This window comes from uncultured Tateyamaria sp., from assembly GCF_947503045.1.
Classification (GTDB): Bacteria; Pseudomonadota; Alphaproteobacteria; order Rhodobacterales; family Rhodobacteraceae; genus Tateyamaria.
In genome coordinates, this window is record NZ_CANNCF010000001.1 from 51,518 (window position 1) to 70,056 (window position 18,539).

Here is an 18,539-nt window from a genome sequence, read left to right on the forward strand (position 1 = left end):
CCTCAACGAGGCAGCGGGTTGGCTGCCTTGTTATAGGCCGTCCAGTCGGTGATCTCGGGGTAGTACATGCCCCGCCACTTGCGCACGCGCGGGTTCATCACCCGCCGCCAGACATGGGGCAACATCGCCGCAATGGTCATCACCGAATAGCCATAGGGCAACTGCGGCGCATCCGCTTCGGTATAGGTCTGCAGCACCGGAAAACGCCGGTCGGGCTTGTAGTGGTGATCGGAATGGCGCTGCAGGTTGATCAGCAGCCAGTTCGAGACCTTTTGCGCCGAGTTCCAGGAATGCCGCGGCTGGACGTGCTCATATTTGCCGTCGCCGAGATGTTTGCGGGTCAGCCCGTAATGCTCGACGTAGTTGACCAGCTCAAGCTGCCAGATCGCGACACCCGCCTGCACGGCAAACAGGCCCACGCCCGACCAGCCCCCAAGGGCAAAGGCCAGCAGCAGGCAGATCAGTTGCAGGTAGGCGTATTTCCAGAACGGGTTGGAAAAGTCGGTGGCAGAGAGGTTCTTGCGCGCCAGCATCGCCTTTTCCGCATTCCACGCAGACAGGAAGCACTGTTTCAGAACGCGCGGATAAAAGCGGTAAAAGCTCTCGTTCATGCGCGCGGTGACCGGGTCCCGCGGGGTGGCCACATAACGGTGATGCACCAGCAGATGCTCCGAGCGGAAATGCGAATACAGCACCATCGCCAGCAGTGCATCAGCCATCCAGCGTTCAACCTTGTTCTTCTGGTGCATCAGCTCGTGGCTGTAGTTGATGCCGATCGTGCCGGTGATGACGCCGACCCCAAAGAAGACGCCGATCTTTTCCCATGAATTCAAATGCGTGGCCGGGGCAACATAGGCGATCAGGCCAAACAGAAGCACAAACTGCACAGGGGCCCAAGCGTTGGTGATGGCGCGATACCAGAACAGGTCGTCCTCTGGCGCGTCTGGATCGGCATTGTCGGTGTTCAGTCCGACGGCCAGGTCAAGAAAGGAAAACAGGTACCACGTGGTCAACGGCAGCAAGAGCAGCGCCCACCCACCATACATGGCCGTGATGATCGCCAGCGGGATCAGCAGAAAGGACATGGCAAAGGGCAGAGCTGGTCCCAGCTTGGCCATGGATTGGGAAGGCTGTGTCATGTGGGGTCCTCATTGCGCGCGCCGGGATCATAGGCCCAGCCCGCCACCGCTGCCAAGCGTGACGCAGCGCCGCTATTCAATTGTGCACCAGATCGTAGGCTTTGCGCATCACCGTGGGCAGGTCTGAGGGACGGAACTGGTCGCGCGGCAAAAACGCACCCACATCGGGCGTTTGCGTTGTGACGGTCGCGGTCATCACATCCAGGATCAGGTGGAAATGGGTGAAGGTGTGGCGCACCTCGTCACCTACTTTTTGCCATTCGGTTTCAATCGGTTGGCCGGTGGGCCGGGGCAGGGTGACATCGACCCAGTCCGAACCGGGCCAGCCCAGCATGCCCCCCAACAACCCGCTGTCGGGTCGGGTTTCCAGCAGCCACGCCCCGTCACTGCGCTGTGCAAGGTAGACGGTGCCATGGCGCACGGGCTTCGCCTTTTTCGGGGTCTTCTTGGGCAATTCACCCGCCGTGCCTGCCACCCGCGCCGCACAGGGTTCACGCCATGGGCAAATCCCGCAAGCGGGCGATTTGGGTGAACAGATCGTCGCCCCAAGGTCCATCACCGCCTGCGCGTAGTCTCCGGGGCGCTGATCGGGGGTCAGACGTTCGGCATGGGCGGTCAGGATGGGCTTGGCCGCAGGCAATGGCGTGTGTTCATCAAACATGCGTGCCATCACCCGCTCGACGTTGCCGTCGACAACCACGTGGCGCTGATCAAAGGCGATCGAGGAAATGGCAGCAGCGGTATAGGGTCCGATCCCCGGCAGCTTCAGCAATGCGGCGTGATCCGCCGGAAAGGCGCCACCATGCTCGGCCACCACAACCCGCGCGCATTTCAGCAGGTTGCGGGCGCGGGCATAGTACCCAAGGCCCGCCCATTCGCCCATGACGTCACTGTCCTCGGCGGCAGCAAGGTCTGCAACCGTGGGCCAGCGCGCCATGAAGCGTTGGAAATAAGCGGTGACGGCGGCGACGGTGGTCTGTTGCAGCATGATCTCGGACATCCAGACTGCGTATGGATCGGGGCGGATGCCAGCCTTTTTGTCGGCAGGCGACACGCGCCACGGCATCGCGCGGGCATGGACATCGTACCAGCCCAGCAGATCGTCGCTCAGGTCACGCAAGATTTATGTCTCCCGGCGTTCTCACTGCTGGTTGCTCACGCTGTCATCCTCTATGCTCACGGCCAAGTGAAGAGGAACATAGTCATGGCCCCGCGCCGCGCCAGTACAAAAGGGTTCACCCGGACAGCATCGCTGCTGACGGGGCGGATTCGCGCGGCGAGCGAAAGCCGGGGCTTTGCCCAAAGCCGCCTGCTGACAGACTGGGCCGAAGTGGCCGGGGCGGACGTCGCCGCAGTCTCCCGCCCGGTCGAGGTCAGCTATGGGCGTGGCGGCATGGGGGCGACGCTGACGCTGCTGACCACCGGCGCGCAGGCCCCAATGCTTGAAATGCAAAAGGAACAGCTGCGCACCCGCGTGAACGCGGTTTATGGCTACAACGCCATCGCGCGCATCCGGATCACACAGACCGCCGCCACCGGATTTGCCGAGGGGCAGGTGGCGTTTGAGACCAAACCCAAAGACACGACACCCAAGGCGCCAAGCCCGGACATGCAGGCCGCGGCCAGCAGCGTTGTCGCCCCAGTCGCTGATGACGGGCTGCGCCACGCGCTTGAACAGCTGGGTGCCCACATACTCACGAAAGAAAAGCAAGGAACACGCACATGAATCGCATTCTCCCCGTGCTGGCCGTGGCCATCGGTGTGGCCGGATATTTCTGGTACGCCTCGACCTCTGGCAGCGGGCAATCGCCCCAGGAACAGGCCCAGGCCGAACGGCTGCTTGGCGCGGCCAATGCCCAGACGGCCGATGCGGACGTAGACACCTCCAGTGTCGTCGAAATGCAGCTTGGCAACCCGGATGCGCCGGTCACCGTGATCGAATACGCCAGCTACACCTGCCCGCACTGCGCCTCGTTCCACGCGGGCAACTACAAGCAGCTCAAGGCGGATTACATCGACACCGGCAAGATCAACTTTGTCTACCGCGAAGTCTACTTTGACCGCTTTGGCCTCTGGGCCTCGGCCATCGCGCGCTGCGCAGGCACGCCCGAGGCGTTCTTTGGCATCACCGACATGCTCTATACCGCGCAAAGCGATTGGGCCCGTGCGGGTGGCGGAGACCCCGCCGCCATCGCGGATGAATTGCGCAAGATCGGGCGTCTGGCCGGACTGAGTGCGGATACAATTGACGGCTGCCTGAACAATGCGGATTCCCTGCGCACGCTGGTGGCGTGGTATCAGGAAAACGCAGCCGAGGACGGCATCCGCTCCACCCCCAGCTTTGTCATCAATGGCACCACCTACAACAACATGGCCTATCCCGAGATGGCCCGCCTGATCGACGAAGCGGCTGGCAGCTGATGACGAACGAGGGCTTGCCGCACCCCAAGTCGGGCGCGGCAGGGCCTCTGGCCGGGCTGCGCGTCATTGAAATGGCGCGGGTGCTGGCGGGCCCATGGGCAGGTCAGACGTTGGCCGACCTCGGTGCCGAAGTGATCAAGGTCGAGGCCCCGCGCGGCGATGATACCCGCCAGTGGGGCCCGCCCTTTGTGACGAGGGGTGAAGATGTCTCGGCCTCGTATTTTCATTCCACCAATCGCGGCAAGGCCTCGGTCACCATCGATTTCCGCGACGCAGCGGGCAAGGCGCGCCTGTTCGAGCTGCTGGATGGCGCCGATATCCTGATCGAGAACTACAAGGTCGGCGGCCTTGCGAAATACGGGCTGGACTATGACAGCCTCAAGGACCGGTTCCCGCGGCTGATCTATTGCTCGATCACCGGGTTTGGCCAGACTGGCCCCTATGCCCGCCGGGCGGGCTATGATTTCATCATTCAGGGCATGTCCGGGTTGATGTCCGTCACCGGCGATCCCGAGGGTCAGCCGCAGAAATCCGGCGTGGCGATCACCGATCTGTTCACCGGGGTCTATGCGACCACCGCTATTCTGGCGGCCGTCCATGCGCGCGCCACCACGGGCAAGGGGCAACAGGTGGACATGTCCCTGCTGGACACGGCGGTCGCGATGACGTCGAACCAGGGGATGAATTACCTGACCAGCGGCACGGTGCCGGGGCGGATGGGCAATGCCCATGTGAACCTCACCCCCTATCAGGTGTTTGACTGCGCCGACGGGCATATCATCATCGCGACCGGCAATGACGGTCAGTATCAGCGTCTGTGCCATCTGCTGGGATTGGAAGAGATGGCAGAAGCGCCGGAGTTCCTGCGCAACTCCGACCGCATCGCGAACCGGGCCGAGATGACCCGCCGACTGACCGAAGCGACCCTGCAGCGCAGTCGCGCCGACTTGCTGGCCGCCTGCGAGGCCAGCGGTGTGCCCGCAGGGCCGATCAACGATATGGCCGAGGTGATGGCGGACCCGCAGGTCATTGCCCGGGGCATGCAGATCGACACGGATGGCGTGCCCGGCGTGCGCACACCGATCCGGTTTTCAGACAGTGATCTGGTGCTGGGTCGACCCGCGCCGAAACTGGGCGAAGACGACGCCTGAGCGATCTGTTGAAATGAGGCGCTGACGCGCCACGCGTTTTTTTGCAGCCACCTCCGGCGGCTGCGCCCTCCGGGGGGGATTTTTTTCAATCAGAGAAGCTCAGGGTTTGGGTAGGGAGGCCAGTGCTGTGTCCAAAGCTGTAGCGTCATCGAACGCGAGCCGCACGGGCAGTGTGATGACCTTTTGGCGAAAGGCCGGGGGCAGGCGCACCGCGTCCTTTTCGGTGGTGACCAGTTGCGCGCCTCTCAGCTTGGCCTCGCCTTCCAGTCGGGTGAGAAAGGTCGCTGACAGCGGTTGATGATCAGCCAGGGCCTCGGCCCGGATCAGGGTCGCACCCAGACTGTGCAGGGTGTCAAAGAACTTTTGCGGGCGACCGATCCCGGCAAAGGCAATGATCGGTGCATCGGCCCAATCCATGCCGGTCTGCAAGGGCGCGAGATGGGCGCGGATGCGAGGCAAGCCTGCTGGCAGGGGGGTGGCATCGAATGCGACCTGCGCTGCCTCAGGCCCGATGGAGATCAGCAAGTCGGCCCGTTGCAACCCCACCTCGGCTGGTTCGCGCAAAGGGCCTGCAGGCAGGCACAGCCCGTTGCCAAAGCCTGTTTCGGCGTCCACCACCACGATAGACAGGGCATGGGTCAGGGCCGGGTTCTGGAACCCGTCATCCAGCACGATGACGCTCGCCCCGGCCTCTTTCGCGGCCTTGGCCCCGGCTGCGCGATCGCGCGCCACCCAGGTGTGGGCAAAGGCCGACAGCAGCAGCGGCTCGTCCCCGACCTCCGCGGCGCTGTGTTTGGCCGGATTGACTTCGACAGGGCCGGTCAGGCTGCCGCCATAGCCCCGGCTGACGATATGAGGTGTATGAAAGGCGCCCTGCAACCGTTCGATCAACGCAATCACGGTGGGGGTCTTGCCGGTTCCGCCCGCATTGATGTTGCCCACGCAGATCACCGGCACGCCGGGATCAAGACGCGCGCCCGTCGCAAGACGGCGTGCCGTTGCCCGCCCATAGAGAAGCCCCAGCGGCGCCAGCAGCCGCGCGCGCCAATCCCGCGCGCCCCGGTCCGAAGCCCAGAAGGCGGGTGTGCGCATCAGGCCGCGCCGCCGTCGATGGCATCCAGATGCGACTGGGTCAGATCAATCACCCGATCAAGGCTGAGGGCGGCCTGCGTGACCACATCCCATCCCGCCATCGCCATCATCGCCGCCTGATCCGGGGCGGTCATCTGGCTGACGGCGCGGCCCAGCGACTTTTTGTCGTTCACCATGCGCGCGGCGCGGGCCTTGACCAGCCGGGCAAAGGCATCGCCGTACTTGCCGACATGCGGGCCATAGATCAGGGCCGTGCCGTGGCTGGCGGCGATATAAGGATCGTAAACCTCATTGCCCGGATGCATGGACCCGCCCAGAAAGGTGACGGGCGCAATGCGCAACCACAGGCCAAGCTCGTCATCGGCGTCTGCCACCAACACCTGACAATTGTCATCGGGCAATTGACCTTCGCCCCAATAGACCGCGCGCATGCCCGCCGCGTGGGCCAGATCCATGGAATGGGCACTGTCGGCGGCAGATGTGGCGTGCAGGATCAGCAGCAAGCGGTGCGATGTGCTCACCGCCAGTTTGTGCGCGCCCAGCAAAACACGCTCTTCGGCGCGGGTGGTCTGGGCGGCAAGCCAGGTGGGGCGGCCAGCCAGGGCCTCGGTCACGTCCGCGATATCGCTGTCATTGGCCAGCAGCATCCGCCCCGAAGGGTGCAAAGGCGCGGCCAGCTCAACGCGCGAGGCCGGGCGGCCCAATTGGATCAGCCGCGCGCGCGAGTCCGCATCGCGGGCAATCACATGATCAAACGCCCCAAGAAGGCGGCGGGGCACATCCGGCAACCAGCGGTCGCGGCGCCCGTCGAACCCGTCGCTGGCGGCATCCACCAGCAACATGTGGGCGCCGGACCTGTCGGCCTCGTGCACGAGGTTGGGCTGCAGATCGCCCCAGGCCCAGATCACCACATCAGGTTGCCAGTGGTGGATAAAGGCGCGGGCGGTGGCCGGGTGATCCTCGGGGGCTGCGTCGACCAGTATGCCGTCGACACAGAACGGGTCAAACCCGCCCTCGGTGGCGGTCAGCACCACATGGGTGCCGTGGCGCACGGTGATCAGACGCTGTGCAAGGTCAGCGATGGCGCGGTTGTTGCCCGCTTCGGCGGCGTGGATCCAGACGACTTCGCCGGAGGGGCGGGGATGCGCGGGTGCATAGGCCGGGACAGCGCGCCGACCGGACAGGCTCCGGTATGCGGCCAACCCGATGGACTCGCGCATCGGTCTGCTCAGCCCAGTTCTTCGGTGGGCGTGGCGGCGTTTTCCTCGTCTCGCAGACGGTGCAGGTGCGCGATGAAATAGCGCATATGGGCGTTATCCACGGTCCGCTGGGCCTCGGATTTCCACGCATTGTAGGCGGTGGCGTAATCGGGAAAAATCCCCACGATGTGCAGCGCGTCCACATCCTTGAACACGTTTTTCGAGGGGTCCACCAATTCACCGCCAAAGACGAGGTGCAGGCGCTGGGTCATGGGAAATTCCTTTGATGACAGGGGTTGAGACCGACAAGCGACAGTTTGCCTATATGGCCCGGAGGGTCAAGAAGACTGCGGGATCAGCCTGTCGACAAGAGCGCCGTGCAGGCTGTGCCCACCGGCCACAACACCGTTCAGGGTCGGGTGCGGATTGTTGAACTGCAAGGGTGCGCCATTGCGGTCAGTGATAGTGCCCCCCGCCTCGGATACGATCAGCGCACCGGCCGCAATGTCCCATTCCCAACTGGGGCGCAGGGTCAGCATCCCGTCAAAGCGGCCCTCGCCCACCAGCGACAACCGATAGGCCAGTGACGGGCGGTAGTGGCGGTCGATCTCAGGCGCGCCGCCCTGCCAATGGGCGGCCTCGAAATTGGGACGCGCGGCCAACACTTTGCTGCCCGGGGACATCGGCGAGGCACTGGCGCTCAGGGTTGCACCGTTCAGGGTGGCCCCGATCCCGTGCCCTGCGGCATACAGCTTGTCGCGCCGGGGCAAGTACACCGCCGCAGCCGTCACCGTACCGCGATGGGCCACGGCAATGGAAATGGCCCAGGTCCGCCCGCCTTCGACAAAACTGCGGGTGCCATCGATCGGGTCGATGATGAACACGGTGTCCTGCGCCAGGCGCTGCGCGGAATCCTCGGTCTCTTCGGACAACCAGCCATAGTCGGGCCGGGCGGTGCGCAGGGTCGACATCAGCACATCGTTCACCGCCAGATCGGCCTCGGTTACCGGGCCTGCGCCACCGGGCTTGTCCCAGCGCTGCGCGGCGGGGCCAGTGAAACTGGTCGCCACACGGCCCGCGACCCGGGCCGCGTCGATCAACAGGGGAAGGTCAGCTGCCGGCAAGGGTCATTCCCGACACAAGCAGGGATGGGACAACGCGGCTGAGGTGGGTGCGCGCGTCATTGGCAGGCACGATGCTGCGCAGCATGTCGGGCAGGCTGCCTGCGATGGTGCATTCGTTGACCGGATAGGCGATCTCGCCGTTCTCGATCCACAAGCCGGAGGCACCACGCGAATAATCCCCGGTGTTGTGGTTGATGGTCGAGCCGATCATCGACGTGACCAGCAGACCCGTGCCCATATCGCGGATCAGGTCCATCCGGCTGGCCGTGCCCTGATCCAGCGCCACATTCCAGATCGACGGGCTGGGCGGAGAGGCGGTGCCGCGCGCCGCATTGCCGGTCGATTCCATGCCCAGCTTGCGCGCGGTGGCCAGATCCAGTGTCCAACCGGTCAGAATGCCACCGTCAACGATGGTGCGCGGTCGTGTGGGCAAACCTTCGGCGTCAAAGGGGCGCGTCCCGGCGGCGCGGGGGCGGTGCGGGTCTTCGATCAGGTTCAGACCTTCGGGCAGGACCTGCGTGCCCAGACGGTCGCGCAACCACGACGCGCCACGGGCGATGCTGCTGCCGTTGGCGGCCACCAACAGATGGCCGATCAGCGAGGACGAGATGCGTTCGTCAAACAGAACAGGGTAGGACCCGGTGGGCGGTTTGCGCGCGCCCATACGTTCGACCGCGCGGGCGCCGGCGCTGCGGCCAATATCCTCGGGCGCGCGCAGATCGGACTGAAAGATGCGGCTGTCGCCGTCATAGTCCCGCTCCATATCGGTGCCGACGCCGGAGATGGCCACGCAACTCAGCGCCCGGTCGGTGCGGCGGTAACCGCCGGAAAACCCGTTCGACGCGGCCAGCCAGATGTCGCGGGCGCCATAGGCCCCGGTGGACTGCTGGACCTGTGCGACGCCGGGAACGGCAAGGGCGGCGGCTTCGGCCTCAAGCGCGTCACGTTGCAGATCGGCAGGCTGCGGTTCGGGACTGTCATCGGACAGTTCCAGCACGGCCACGTCCCACTCGGTGGCCAGTTGCGACGGGTCGGCAAGACCGGCATGCGGATCATCGGGCGCCTCGCGGGCCATGGCCACGGCGCGGGCGGCCATTTCGGCCAGTGTCCGCTCCGAAGCATCGGACGAAGATACATTGGCCTGTTTCTGTCCCACAAACACGCGCAGCCCCAGATCGATCCCTTCGGACCGTTCGGCCTGTTCCAGCGCCCCGGCGCGCACATCCACGGACACGGACGTGCCCTGAATCGCGATGGCATCGGACGCATCCGCGCCCGCATCTTTGGCCGCAGCCAGCAGGCGGGCCGTAAGGTCGGAAAGATCGGATGGGGTCATTGGGCTGCTCCGCACGATTGAGCCCTCAGGTAACGGCGCGGGCAGCCCTGTGCAAGGGCAGGCCGGATCAGCCTGCCCTGCAAGGTCAAATCAGCGGATGCGCTGCCCGTTTGCGAGCACATGGCCCTCGTTATTCACCTCGATGCGGGAATTCAGCGTGTCAGGCGCCTCGCCGGGGACGGCAAACAGACCCATCATCATGCGCGCACCCATGGCCTGATCCTGCGGCACGAGGCCCATGCCCACCAGCTTGTCCAGCAGCCCGTTGCCGCCCACCAGCTTGAGGTCGATCCCACCCTCGGGCCGTGGCATGCCATCAAAGGTCACCACATCGCTGTTGTCAAAGGTGAACTCGCCGGCCCCGGTCAATTGCGCACCAACGGCGTTCAGTTCCAGCTTGTTCAGGGTCAGGGCGTTCAACTCACCCGGCGCGGCCCCGGTGGTTTCCAGAATGGCGGCCTGCGAGGGGTCGAGAAAGTTGAACAGCACCTTGGCCTGCCCGCTCAGATCAACGATCAGCGTGGCGGGATCACGGGGCAACTGGCCCGTGGGGTCAAACAGGCCCCAGATCATGTCGGACATGGTGAAATCACTCAGCGACACACCCAGCCCGAACGGCTGATCTTCGGCGGATTTCTGAACCGGCATCAGGAAACTGGTCCCGATCTCGGCTGCGGAAATGGACAGGGGCAGCGGAAATTCCGTAATCAGCATGTTGAAGTCAACATTGCGCTGCAACACGTCGTAGCTGAGGCCGGCCATGCTCATCGCAAAACCAAACTCGCCGCCTTCAGAGGTGCTGTTGGCTGTGCCGCTGCCGTCCGGGCCGTTGAAGGTCAGCTCGTAATTGCCGCCGGTCGAGGTGAAAGTCCCGTCAAAGTCGAGGCCCGCGTTCAGCATCGCGTTCATGTCCTGCGGGTCGCTGTCCAGCGGCAAATCACCGCTGGCGTCCATCGCGATGCCCGTCATGGCGCCAAGCAGTTTGAACGACCCTTCGCCTTCGGGATCGGTAAAGGCGATATCGTAGTCCATTGCGTCCACCGTGATGTCCTGCTGGATGGTGCGCAAGGTGCCGACCGTGGTTTGAACCACGTAAGCCATGTTCGACATCTTCAGATCAAACTTGGCAATGTCCTGCGGGATGGGCAGGCCGTTGACGGTCAGCCCGTCCATCGCCATGACGGCGGATGCGGACGCATAGGTATAGGTCAGATCGCCCGGATCACCTGCCGCACTCATCACCGGGTCTGTCTGATCAAAGCGGATGGTCAGATCGACCTTTTCGCCATTTGGCGGCGTCATGTTCACCACAATCGAGGTTTGCGTGGGCAGTTCGATGGACACCGACCCGTCCCCCTGCTCGACAAAGGTGATGTCGGGCATGACGATGCGTGCCGTGCCTTCTCCGACATCCTCACCCAGTTCCATCGCCATGTTCAGGTTCGTCACTGTCAATGTGCCGCCATTGGTAGCCTCGGATGCGGTAAGATCATATCCGGCCGAGGTCATGTAGGATTTCCAGTCTGACCAGACGTCGGCGCTGGTCAGGTCGGCGAAAGCGGCAGACGCCGGCAGACACAGCGCAATGGCGCTGCTGCGGATCAAAAGAGAAATGCGAGGCATGACAGAATCCTTAGGGTCAGAATAGGCCCCTTATCGTCTGGCAGCGCGCCAGAGGCGTCAAGGGCTTGTGCTGAACTGTAGGTATCTGCAATTGACGTCAGTGCAAGACAGCTCAATGCGAAAGGGGTGCAACATGCAGGACATGACAGGACAAACGGTGCTGATCACCGGGGCAAGCCGGGGGATCGGGGCGGACACGGGCCGCATCTTTGCCAAGGCCGGGGCCAATGTGGTGCTGCTGGCACGCTCGGCTGATGCCATCACCGACCTCGCGGCCGAGATCGGAGAGCGCGCACTGGCCCTGCCCTGCGATGTCAGCGACTATGACGCGGTGGCCGGGGCGGTTCAGCAGAGCGTCGATCGCTTTGGCAGCCTCGACGTGCTGATCGGCAATGCCGGTGTCATCGAACCCATCGCACACCTTTCCGAAGCTGACCCCGCCGCATGGGGCCACGTGATCGACATCAACCTCAAGGGCGTCTTTTACGGAATGCGCGCCGCCTTGCCCGTGATGCTCAAGGCCGGGCGCGGCACGATCCTCACCATCAGCTCGGGGGCGGCGCACGGCCCGGTCGAGGCATGGTCGCATTACTGCGCCTCCAAGGCGGGGGCCGCGATGCTCACCGCCTGCGCGCACAAGGAAAACGGCGATGCGGGCATCCGCGCCATGGGCCTCAGCCCCGGCACCGTCGCCACCCAGATGCAGCGTGAGATCAAAGCCAGCGGCATCAACCCGGTCAGCCAGCTCGACTGGTCCGATCATATCCCTCCCGACTGGCCCGCACGAGCGCTCTTGTGGATGTGCTCGGACGGCGCGGACCCATGGCTGGGGCAGGAAATCTCGTTGCGCGATCCCGAGATTCGGACAGCCGTGGGGCTGGCATGATCGACGTCACAACCGATGGCCCCGTCACCACCCTGACCCTGAACCGCCCCGACAAGGCCAACGCCCTGACCGAGGCGATGCTGCGCGACCTGCACGATGCGGTGCAGGACGCCAAAGACGCCGCCGCCCTCATCCTGACCGGCACAGGCAAGGTGTTCAGTGCAGGTGCCGATCTGGATGCCGCGCGCGCAGGCCTTGCCACCTCGCCCCTGTGGGAGGAGCTGTCCGGCGCCATCGCTGCCCATCCGGGGCTGACCATCGCGGCCCTCAACGGCACGGTGGCGGGCGGGGCCAACGGCATGGTGCTGGCCTGCGATCTGCGCATCGCCGTGCCGGGCACCAAATTCTTTTACCCGGTGATGAAGCTGGGCTATCTGCCCCAACCCAGCGATCCGGTGCGCATGGCCGCCCTGATCGGCCCGGCACGGACCAAATGGATGCTGTTGGCCGGGCAAAAGATCGCCACGGATCAGGCGCTGGCCTGCGGCCTGATCGACGAGATAGTGAGCGCAGAGACGTTGATGGACCGTGCCCGCGCGCTCTGTGCTGACTGCATGTCGGCGGACCCGGAAACCGCACAGGCGATCAAACGCCTATGCAACGGCGCGGCGGCCCCCGATACAGCTTAAGGGAATCGCGCGTCCATGCTAGGCTCGGCCTCGAACCATGGCGCGCGACAGTTTCATAATCAGACCTGACCGTCAGCCCCAAAAACCAGTGGCGACGATCAAGGCCCTCACCCGAAACGAGCGGGTGACCCTGCTTGTGCGGCAGGTTTTGCCCCGCGTCATCGCCACACTCGAGGCCAAAAGCCCAAAACCTCCCTCGGCCCGCAAGCGCTAACGCGCGCGCCGCTTGCCTGGAATTTTCGACGCAAAGCCGGGCGGACGCTTGGCGATCCATGCCGCAAACTTGGCAAGACGGGGATGGGCACGCAGCGCTTCGGGCGTGTTGTAGGTGCGGGCCAGGTCCGCCTCACTGAGGGTGGCATGCACCTCGCGATGGCAGATGTGGTGCATCAGCACAGTTGGCCCACCCTTGCCGCCTTTCAGCTTCGGTATCAGGTGATGCAGGCTTTGCGGGACATCTTCAGGGATCGGACGGTCACAGAGCGGGCAAATCGGATCCGGCATATCGCGTCCTCCCTTGCGCTACGGGCCACCCTCATGACAATTGAACCCCATCGGGAGCAAGGCAAGGGTGGCCCATGGAATTTGATCTGGAAAGCCAGCCGGAGATCGTTCAGACGATCGCCGGTTACGCCATCCAAGGCTATGAACTGGCCCTGTCCTGGCTGCTGAGCCCGGCAGCGTGGTCGCAATTCGGGCTGCTGATCGTCGCCTATGTGGCGGCGGTGCTGGTGACCCGTCGGCTGCGCCCGACACTGGCCAGCCTGCTCGATCCCGGTGAAAGCGACAGCATCATTGCCCAGTCCCGGCGGTTTATCGCCCAGTTCCTGCCGCTGCTGCTGCCGGTGCTGGCCTATGCGTTCACCGGCATCGGCGAAAGCGTGGTGCGCTCGATCTTTGACAGCGGCGCGGTGATTGCATTCGGCAAGCGGGTGTTCCTGTTTCTGGCGGCGCGCGCGCTGGTGCGCGACATCATCCACGACCCATTCCTGAAACTGCTGGGACGATTCGTTCTGGTGCCCATCGCGGCCATCTACGCGCTGGGCCTGCTTGATACGGTGTCGGCGACGCTGACGGAAACAGTGGTGGGTGTCGGCAACATCCGCTTTTCGCTGATGACCATCGCACGCGGGGTGATTGCCGGGTCGCTGCTGTTCTGGCTTGGCCAATGGTCCAACAGGCAGACGGCCACCATCATCGCCCAGCAAGAGGAAATGCGCCCCTCGATCCGGCAATTGCTGATCAAGACAGTCGAATTCGCGATCTTTGCCGTCGCCTTTCTGCTGCTGATGAACATCATGGGCATCAACCTTTCGGCCTTGGCGGTGATCGGGGGTGCGATTGGTGTCGGCCTTGGGTTCGGCCTGCAAAAGATTGCGTCGAACTTTATCTCGGGCGTGATCCTGCTGGTCGAAGGGCAGGCAACCGTGGGCGACTATGTCGAGCTTGACGGGGGCGAGGCCGGGATCATCGTCAAGATGACGGCCCGCGCGGCGATCCTTGAAACCTACGATGGCCGCTGGATTGTCGTCCCGAACGAGGATTTCATCACCACCCGCGTGGTCAACTACTCCGATTCCGGCTCGGCCAACCGCTACGAGGCGCCGTTTTCGGTCAGCTATGACACCGACATCAACACCATTCCGGCCATTATCGAGGCGGCGGTGGCCAAGCATCCGGATGTGCTCAACGAACCCTATCCGCCCGATTGCGAATTGCGCGGCTTTGGCGACAGCGGCATCGATTTTGCCGTCGAATTCTGGGTGAACGGCGTCGATGACGGGCCGAACAAGTACACATCCGACGTGCTGTTCCTGATCTGGAACGCGCTCAAGGACAACGACATCACCATCCCCTATCCGCACCGCACCATCGAGGTGTCGGGTGAACTGCGCACGCGCACAGAATGAGCCACGTTGCCGTCATCGGCGGTGGCCCGGCGGGGCTGGCCGCAGCCGAAGTGCTGGGCACGGCGGGCCTGCGCGTCACCATCTACGACGCCAAGCCGTCGCTGGGGCGCAAGTTCCTGATGGCGGGCAAATCGGGTCTGAACCTCACCAATGCAGGCGAGATGGACCATGTGATGGCGCAATATCGCGAGGCCGCCCCGTGGCTTGCCCCCGCGATGTCGGACTTTGACAATCAGGCCATCGTCGACTGGGCGACGGGCTTGGGTCAGGACATGTTCGTCGGCACCACCAACCGCGTGTTTCCGCGCGCGATGAAGGCCTCGCCACTGCTGCGCGCATGGCTCGCGCGCCTTGATGGGCTGGGCGTTACCCGCCGCACCCGCTGGCGCTGGACCGGGTGGGATGACGCAGGCGGTTTGCGATTTGACACGCCGGACGGGCCTGTCGTGGAACCGCATGACGCGTCCATTCTCGCGCTGGGCGGGGCGAGTTGGGCACGGCTCGGCTCGAACGGGGCATGGGCGGATGTGCTGAAGGATACCGGCGTCGATCTGACCGCCTTCGCGCCCGCCAATGCGGGCCTGTCGGTGATGTGGTCCGAACACATGTTCCGCCTGCTCGGCCAGCCGCTGAAAGGCGTGGCGTGGCGGGCAGGCGGGTACAAATCGCGGGGCGAGGCGGTGCTGTCCAAACGTGGGCTCGAAGGCGGTGGCATCTATTCCGTCTCGCGCGGCGTGCGTGAGGGCGCGCCGCTTTATGTCGATCTGCTGCCCGACCTCAGCGTGGATGATCTGGCCGCACGCCTTGCCCGGCCCCGTGGCAAGGCGAGCTTTGCCAACCACTTTCGCAAGGTTGCAAAACTCGACCCGCTGCGCCTTGCACTGGCGCAGGAATGGGGACGGCCCTGGCCCGAGGACGCCACAGCCATCGCGCGGCGGTTGAAAAAGCTGCTGGTGCGCCATGACGGGCTGCGCCCGCTGGACGAGGCAATCTCGACCGCCGGGGGGGTGCCGGCCACGGCGCTCGATGATCAACTGATGCTGAGGGCCAAACCGGGCGTGTTCTGCGCCGGCGAAATGCTCGATTGGGAGGCGCCGACCGGGGGCTATCTGCTGACGGCTTGTCTTGCGACCGGGCGGCATGCAGGGCAGGGCGCGGTGCATTGGCTGGCGAATACGGTGGGGTGAAACCCCACCCTACCGATCAATGATCCTGCGCCGCTCGGAATTGCGGGCGGGCACGCAGGCGCTTGGAATAGGCCTTGACGGACTCCGGCAGCGCCGGGAATTGCGCACCAAAGGCCCAGCCGAAACAGTGGACCGCCAGAATGTCGGGCAGGGTGATCTGATCGCCCATGATGAAGTCGCCGCCCGCCTGTTCCAGCATGCCCGCAAACGTGTCGGCATTGCGCGAGAATTCCTTATGCAGGGTCGGGGCAAAGCCGGACACACGCAGCTTTTCAGGCAAAACAAACGTATGCTTGGCATTGAGCCAGAGGGGGGCGTCCATCTCGTCGATCAACCAGCAGGTCATCGCATCCTGCCGCGCGCGGGCGGGCGTGCCAGCCGGGGCCGTCACTGCGCCGTGCTTGTCCGCAAGATAGGTCATGATCGCCACGCTGTCGGTCAGCACCGCATCGCCGTCCACAAGGGCCGGGATCTTGCCCAGCGGATTGTACTGACGCGCTTCGTCCGTGCGCGGCCCTGCGGGCACAAGCTCATAGGGCTGGCCAAGCTCTTCGAGCATCCACAGCACCCGAAAGGCGCGGCTTTTGACGGTTCCGATCACGCGGTACATAGTGGCTCCTGTCACTTGGGTCGGGCCGACGATTGCAGCCCTTGCGGGGCGGCGCAATGTGCAAACCACACTGCTGCCAGAAATTGTCACCTATACCCGTCAGCCTGAACCCAACACAGAATCGGCAAAAGGAGAACATCATGGCCAGAACTGGATCCTGCATATGCGGCGCTGTTTCCTACACGGTCACATCCGACATCGACAAAACAGGCGCCTGCCACTGTTCGATGTGTCGCAAATGGTCGGGGGGCGTCTATTTCGGCGTCAAGGTGCCCAGCGACGGGATGGAGATCACGGGCAAGGATCGCCTCGGCATCTATGCATCCTCACCCTGGGCCGAGCGGGCGTTTTGCGCCACCTGCGGCAGCAGCATGTATTACCGCGTCACCGCCGAGGGGCCGATGCAGGGCGAATACCACATCGGGCTGGGCACGCTCGACGATGTGAGCGGCATCGACTTTGACGGTGAGTTGTTCATCGATCTCAAACCGGACGCCTATGAATTTGCCGGAGAGGGACGCACGCAGCTGACCGACGCGCAGGTGATGGCCATGTTTTCCGGCGAGGGTTGATCCAAAGGACGCTGGCGCGACGCCATTTTGTGAGGGGGCTTTGCCCCCATCGCCTATCGGCGATTCCCCCAGGATTTTTTTAAATCAGAGAATGAGCAGGCTTCTCGGAAGCCTTTCGGGGGAAGGTTGCGCTGGCGAACGGGCGGAGCCCCAGGACCGTCTCGGAAAGCCTCCGGCCAGAGCCCCAAGGCCGCTCAGCGCTGCGCCAGCATCGCCAGCCGGATGAACGTCCGCTCAACCAGCGCCAGCGCGGGCGCGTGCTGACCGGCCGAGCGCAATTGCAGATCCGTGTCGGTCAACTCGCTCAATGCCTGTTCGAGCTTGACCGCCCCCCATTTGCGCGCCTGTGCCATCATCTTGTCCCTGTTCGGCCCCCAGATCTGGGGCCGTCCGCTGGTGTCCACCGCCACCCGGTGCAGGGCGCGGAAATGGCGCATCGCCCCGATACACAGGGTCACCGCGTTCACCCCTTGCGCGGCAAGGCGCTGCATCACCGGGCCGATCTCGCCCGCTTGCCCGTCACCCACCACAAACAGCACATCATCCACCGCCGCCTCGATTGAGGCCGGGGCGCAGGCGGTGATGTCTTCGGCACTCAGCGGCGCGGGATCGTTCAGCTTGTAAAGCCCGATCTTGGTCAGGGTCTGGCGAAAATCCCCCGGCTCAAGATCGCGCGCCAGACCCAGCAGCAGTTGCATCGCATCCTGCGGCGGGTCGGCTATCCCGGCGGCCTTGAGGTCACGCTCGATCTCGTCGCGGGTGGGGGGCGTGTCGTAAATGCCAGCGGCATAGGCCTGCGCATGGCCCTCAAAGGCCTTGCGCAGCTTTGATGTGGGTTTGAGCGCGCCTGCCGTCACCACGATCTGTGCATCCCCCGGCGCCCACGCGCCAAGGGCCTCGATCACCGTGGCGGCCACCGTTTCGTTGGCATCCTCGATCAGGGCGACGCGGGGCCCCGGAAAGAAACCCATCGCCTTGACTGCATCAAGCGCAAGGGCCGGTGTCTTGCGCAATTCGGCGCTTGCGATCCGGGTCAGGCGCATCTCTTCCTCGCCCGATGGGCCGATCAGGGCTGCGATCACCTGTTTGCGTTTCAAGGCGATGCGCATCGGATCAGCGCCATAGATCAGCACCCCCGCCGCATCCGGATCGGGCTTGGCGAAATAGGCCCCCGCCTGTCCGGTCGACAGTTTCACAGCGCGCTGCCCTGCAGTTGCAAGACGATCTGGTCGGCCAGAATGGTCATCAGCCGCTCTTGCGCGTCGCGCCGGGCGGCGAGCGTGGCGACCGTGGTGCCGGTGGCGGAATAGCCGACAAAGGTGTCGACCACATCCCCGACCAGCACCGTACCGGTGTCAGCGGAAGTGAGAGAGTAGGCCGCCGTGCCGATCAGGTGAAAGCGGCGGATATCGCCATCCGGGTCGATGGCCCGCGCCTCTTCGCGCACTGCCAGATCGACGGCGAGGCGAAAGGCGGGCGTGTCGGCCCGGCCCAGCCGTTCCTCCAATCGCCGCACCAGCAAGAATCCGATGCGATCATCGGGCTTGTCCACCAACACCCGGTTCTGCAGCACCGTGCCCGCCCCGCTGGGGCCATAAACGGGGGTGAACCCGCAACCCGACAGAGTCAGGCACAAAAGCAGCGCGCAGATGCGGGTCAT

At 64.3% G+C, this 18,539-nt stretch carries 20 protein-coding genes; 8 read left to right on the top strand and 12 right to left on the bottom strand.

The window, feature by feature from the left end; all coding sequences use genetic code 11:
- Positions 1 to 2: 2 nt before the first annotated feature.
- The gene (locus tag Q1A89_RS00270; protein ID WP_299722034.1) at positions 3 to 1,139 is read right to left on the bottom strand and encodes an alkane 1-monooxygenase; all 1,137 of its coding nucleotides are present in this window, start codon (positions 1,137 to 1,139) and stop codon (positions 3 to 5) included.
- A 76-nt stretch (positions 1,140 to 1,215) separates the two neighbouring features.
- Positions 1,216 to 2,259, bottom strand: coding sequence for an A/G-specific adenine glycosylase (gene mutY / locus Q1A89_RS00275; protein WP_299722037.1), 1,044 nt, complete (start codon positions 2,257 to 2,259; stop codon positions 1,216 to 1,218).
- 84 nt (positions 2,260 to 2,343) lie between these two features.
- Between mutY and Q1A89_RS00280 the strand changes: the two genes are divergently transcribed.
- From Q1A89_RS00280 to Q1A89_RS00290, 3 genes are read left to right on the top strand one after another with little or no spacing between them, the layout of a single operon-like run.
- The gene (locus Q1A89_RS00280) at positions 2,344 to 2,865 is read left to right on the top strand and encodes a DciA family protein (protein ID WP_299722040.1); all 522 of its coding nucleotides are present in this window, start codon (positions 2,344 to 2,346) and stop codon (positions 2,863 to 2,865) included.
- Complete coding sequence (locus Q1A89_RS00285) at positions 2,862 to 3,560, top strand: DsbA family protein (protein ID WP_299722043.1); 699 nt, start codon at positions 2,862 to 2,864, stop codon at positions 3,558 to 3,560. The genes Q1A89_RS00280 and Q1A89_RS00285 overlap by 4 nt, the downstream gene beginning before the upstream one ends.
- On the top strand, positions 3,560 to 4,711 hold the full coding sequence (locus Q1A89_RS00290) for a CaiB/BaiF CoA-transferase family protein (RefSeq protein WP_299722046.1): 1,152 nt from the start codon (positions 3,560 to 3,562) through the stop codon (positions 4,709 to 4,711). The genes Q1A89_RS00285 and Q1A89_RS00290 overlap by 1 nt, the downstream gene beginning before the upstream one ends.
- Before the next feature lie 99 nt (positions 4,712 to 4,810).
- On the opposite strand, the gene lpxK is transcribed toward Q1A89_RS00290, so the two are convergent.
- From lpxK to Q1A89_RS00320, 6 genes are all read right to left on the bottom strand, one after another.
- Complete coding sequence (gene lpxK, locus Q1A89_RS00295; RefSeq protein ID WP_299722049.1) at positions 4,811 to 5,803, bottom strand: tetraacyldisaccharide 4'-kinase; 993 nt, start codon at positions 5,801 to 5,803, stop codon at positions 4,811 to 4,813.
- A complete protein-coding gene (locus Q1A89_RS00300; RefSeq protein WP_299722052.1) occupies positions 5,803 to 7,023 on the bottom strand; it encodes a glycosyltransferase N-terminal domain-containing protein in 1,221 nt (406 codons plus the stop codon). Before Q1A89_RS00300 ends, lpxK begins: the two co-directional genes overlap by 1 nt.
- An 8-nt stretch (positions 7,024 to 7,031) precedes the next feature.
- Entirely contained in the window at positions 7,032 to 7,274 is a 243-nt protein-coding gene (locus tag Q1A89_RS00305) for a DUF4170 domain-containing protein (RefSeq protein WP_299722055.1), read from the bottom strand.
- 66 nt (positions 7,275 to 7,340) lie between these two features.
- Positions 7,341 to 8,126, bottom strand: coding sequence for a 3'(2'),5'-bisphosphate nucleotidase CysQ (locus tag Q1A89_RS00310; protein WP_299722057.1), 786 nt, complete (start codon positions 8,124 to 8,126; stop codon positions 7,341 to 7,343).
- On the bottom strand, positions 8,113 to 9,462 hold the full coding sequence (locus Q1A89_RS00315; protein WP_299722060.1) for a metallopeptidase TldD-related protein: 1,350 nt from the start codon (positions 9,460 to 9,462) through the stop codon (positions 8,113 to 8,115). Before Q1A89_RS00315 ends, Q1A89_RS00310 begins: the two co-directional genes overlap by 14 nt.
- A 90-nt stretch (positions 9,463 to 9,552) precedes the next feature.
- On the bottom strand, positions 9,553 to 11,085 hold the full coding sequence (locus Q1A89_RS00320) for a DUF2125 domain-containing protein (protein ID WP_299722063.1): 1,533 nt from the start codon (positions 11,083 to 11,085) through the stop codon (positions 9,553 to 9,555).
- A 133-nt stretch (positions 11,086 to 11,218) separates the two neighbouring features.
- Here Q1A89_RS00320 and Q1A89_RS00325 point away from each other — a divergent pair, with 133 nt between their 5' ends.
- Positions 11,219 to 11,971: an SDR family oxidoreductase gene (locus Q1A89_RS00325; RefSeq protein ID WP_299722066.1), complete on the top strand. Its 753-nt coding sequence runs from the start codon at positions 11,219 to 11,221 to the stop codon at positions 11,969 to 11,971.
- Complete coding sequence (locus Q1A89_RS00330; RefSeq protein ID WP_299722069.1) at positions 11,968 to 12,600, top strand: enoyl-CoA hydratase/isomerase family protein; 633 nt, start codon at positions 11,968 to 11,970, stop codon at positions 12,598 to 12,600. Before Q1A89_RS00325 ends, Q1A89_RS00330 begins: the two co-directional genes overlap by 4 nt.
- 210 nt (positions 12,601 to 12,810) lie before the next feature.
- On the opposite strand, the gene Q1A89_RS00335 is transcribed toward Q1A89_RS00330, so the two are convergent.
- Positions 12,811 to 13,104: an HNH endonuclease gene (locus Q1A89_RS00335; protein WP_299722072.1), complete on the bottom strand. Its 294-nt coding sequence runs from the start codon at positions 13,102 to 13,104 to the stop codon at positions 12,811 to 12,813.
- Between the two features lie 74 nt (positions 13,105 to 13,178).
- Between Q1A89_RS00335 and Q1A89_RS00340 the strand changes: the two genes are divergently transcribed.
- Positions 13,179 to 14,510 carry a mechanosensitive ion channel domain-containing protein gene (locus tag Q1A89_RS00340; protein WP_299722074.1) on the top strand — a complete coding sequence of 444 codons (1,332 nt, stop codon included), beginning with the start codon at positions 13,179 to 13,181 and terminating at the stop codon, positions 14,508 to 14,510.
- A complete protein-coding gene (locus Q1A89_RS00345; RefSeq protein WP_299722076.1) occupies positions 14,507 to 15,697 on the top strand; it encodes a TIGR03862 family flavoprotein in 1,191 nt (396 codons plus the stop codon). Before Q1A89_RS00340 ends, Q1A89_RS00345 begins: the two co-directional genes overlap by 4 nt.
- Before the next feature lie 16 nt (positions 15,698 to 15,713).
- Here Q1A89_RS00345 and Q1A89_RS00350 read toward each other — a convergent pair whose 3' ends face one another.
- Positions 15,714 to 16,307 (bottom strand): glutathione S-transferase family protein, encoded by a 594-nt coding sequence (locus Q1A89_RS00350; RefSeq protein ID WP_299722079.1) that lies wholly within the window; start codon positions 16,305 to 16,307, stop codon positions 15,714 to 15,716.
- Between the two features lie 140 nt (positions 16,308 to 16,447).
- On the opposite strand from Q1A89_RS00350, the gene Q1A89_RS00355 reads away from it, so the two are divergent.
- The gene (locus Q1A89_RS00355; protein WP_299722082.1) at positions 16,448 to 16,879 is read left to right on the top strand and encodes a GFA family protein; all 432 of its coding nucleotides are present in this window, start codon (positions 16,448 to 16,450) and stop codon (positions 16,877 to 16,879) included.
- A 194-nt stretch (positions 16,880 to 17,073) separates the two neighbouring features.
- Here the strand turns inward: Q1A89_RS00355 and holA are convergent, their stop codons facing one another.
- Together holA and lptE are read right to left on the bottom strand one after the other, a co-directional pair.
- Positions 17,074 to 18,075 carry a DNA polymerase III subunit delta gene (gene holA, locus Q1A89_RS00360; protein ID WP_299722085.1) on the bottom strand — a complete coding sequence of 334 codons (1,002 nt, stop codon included), beginning with the start codon at positions 18,073 to 18,075 and terminating at the stop codon, positions 17,074 to 17,076.
- The gene (gene lptE, locus Q1A89_RS00365; protein WP_299722088.1) at positions 18,072 to 18,539 is read right to left on the bottom strand and encodes an LPS assembly lipoprotein LptE; all 468 of its coding nucleotides are present in this window, start codon (positions 18,537 to 18,539) and stop codon (positions 18,072 to 18,074) included. Before lptE ends, holA begins: the two co-directional genes overlap by 4 nt.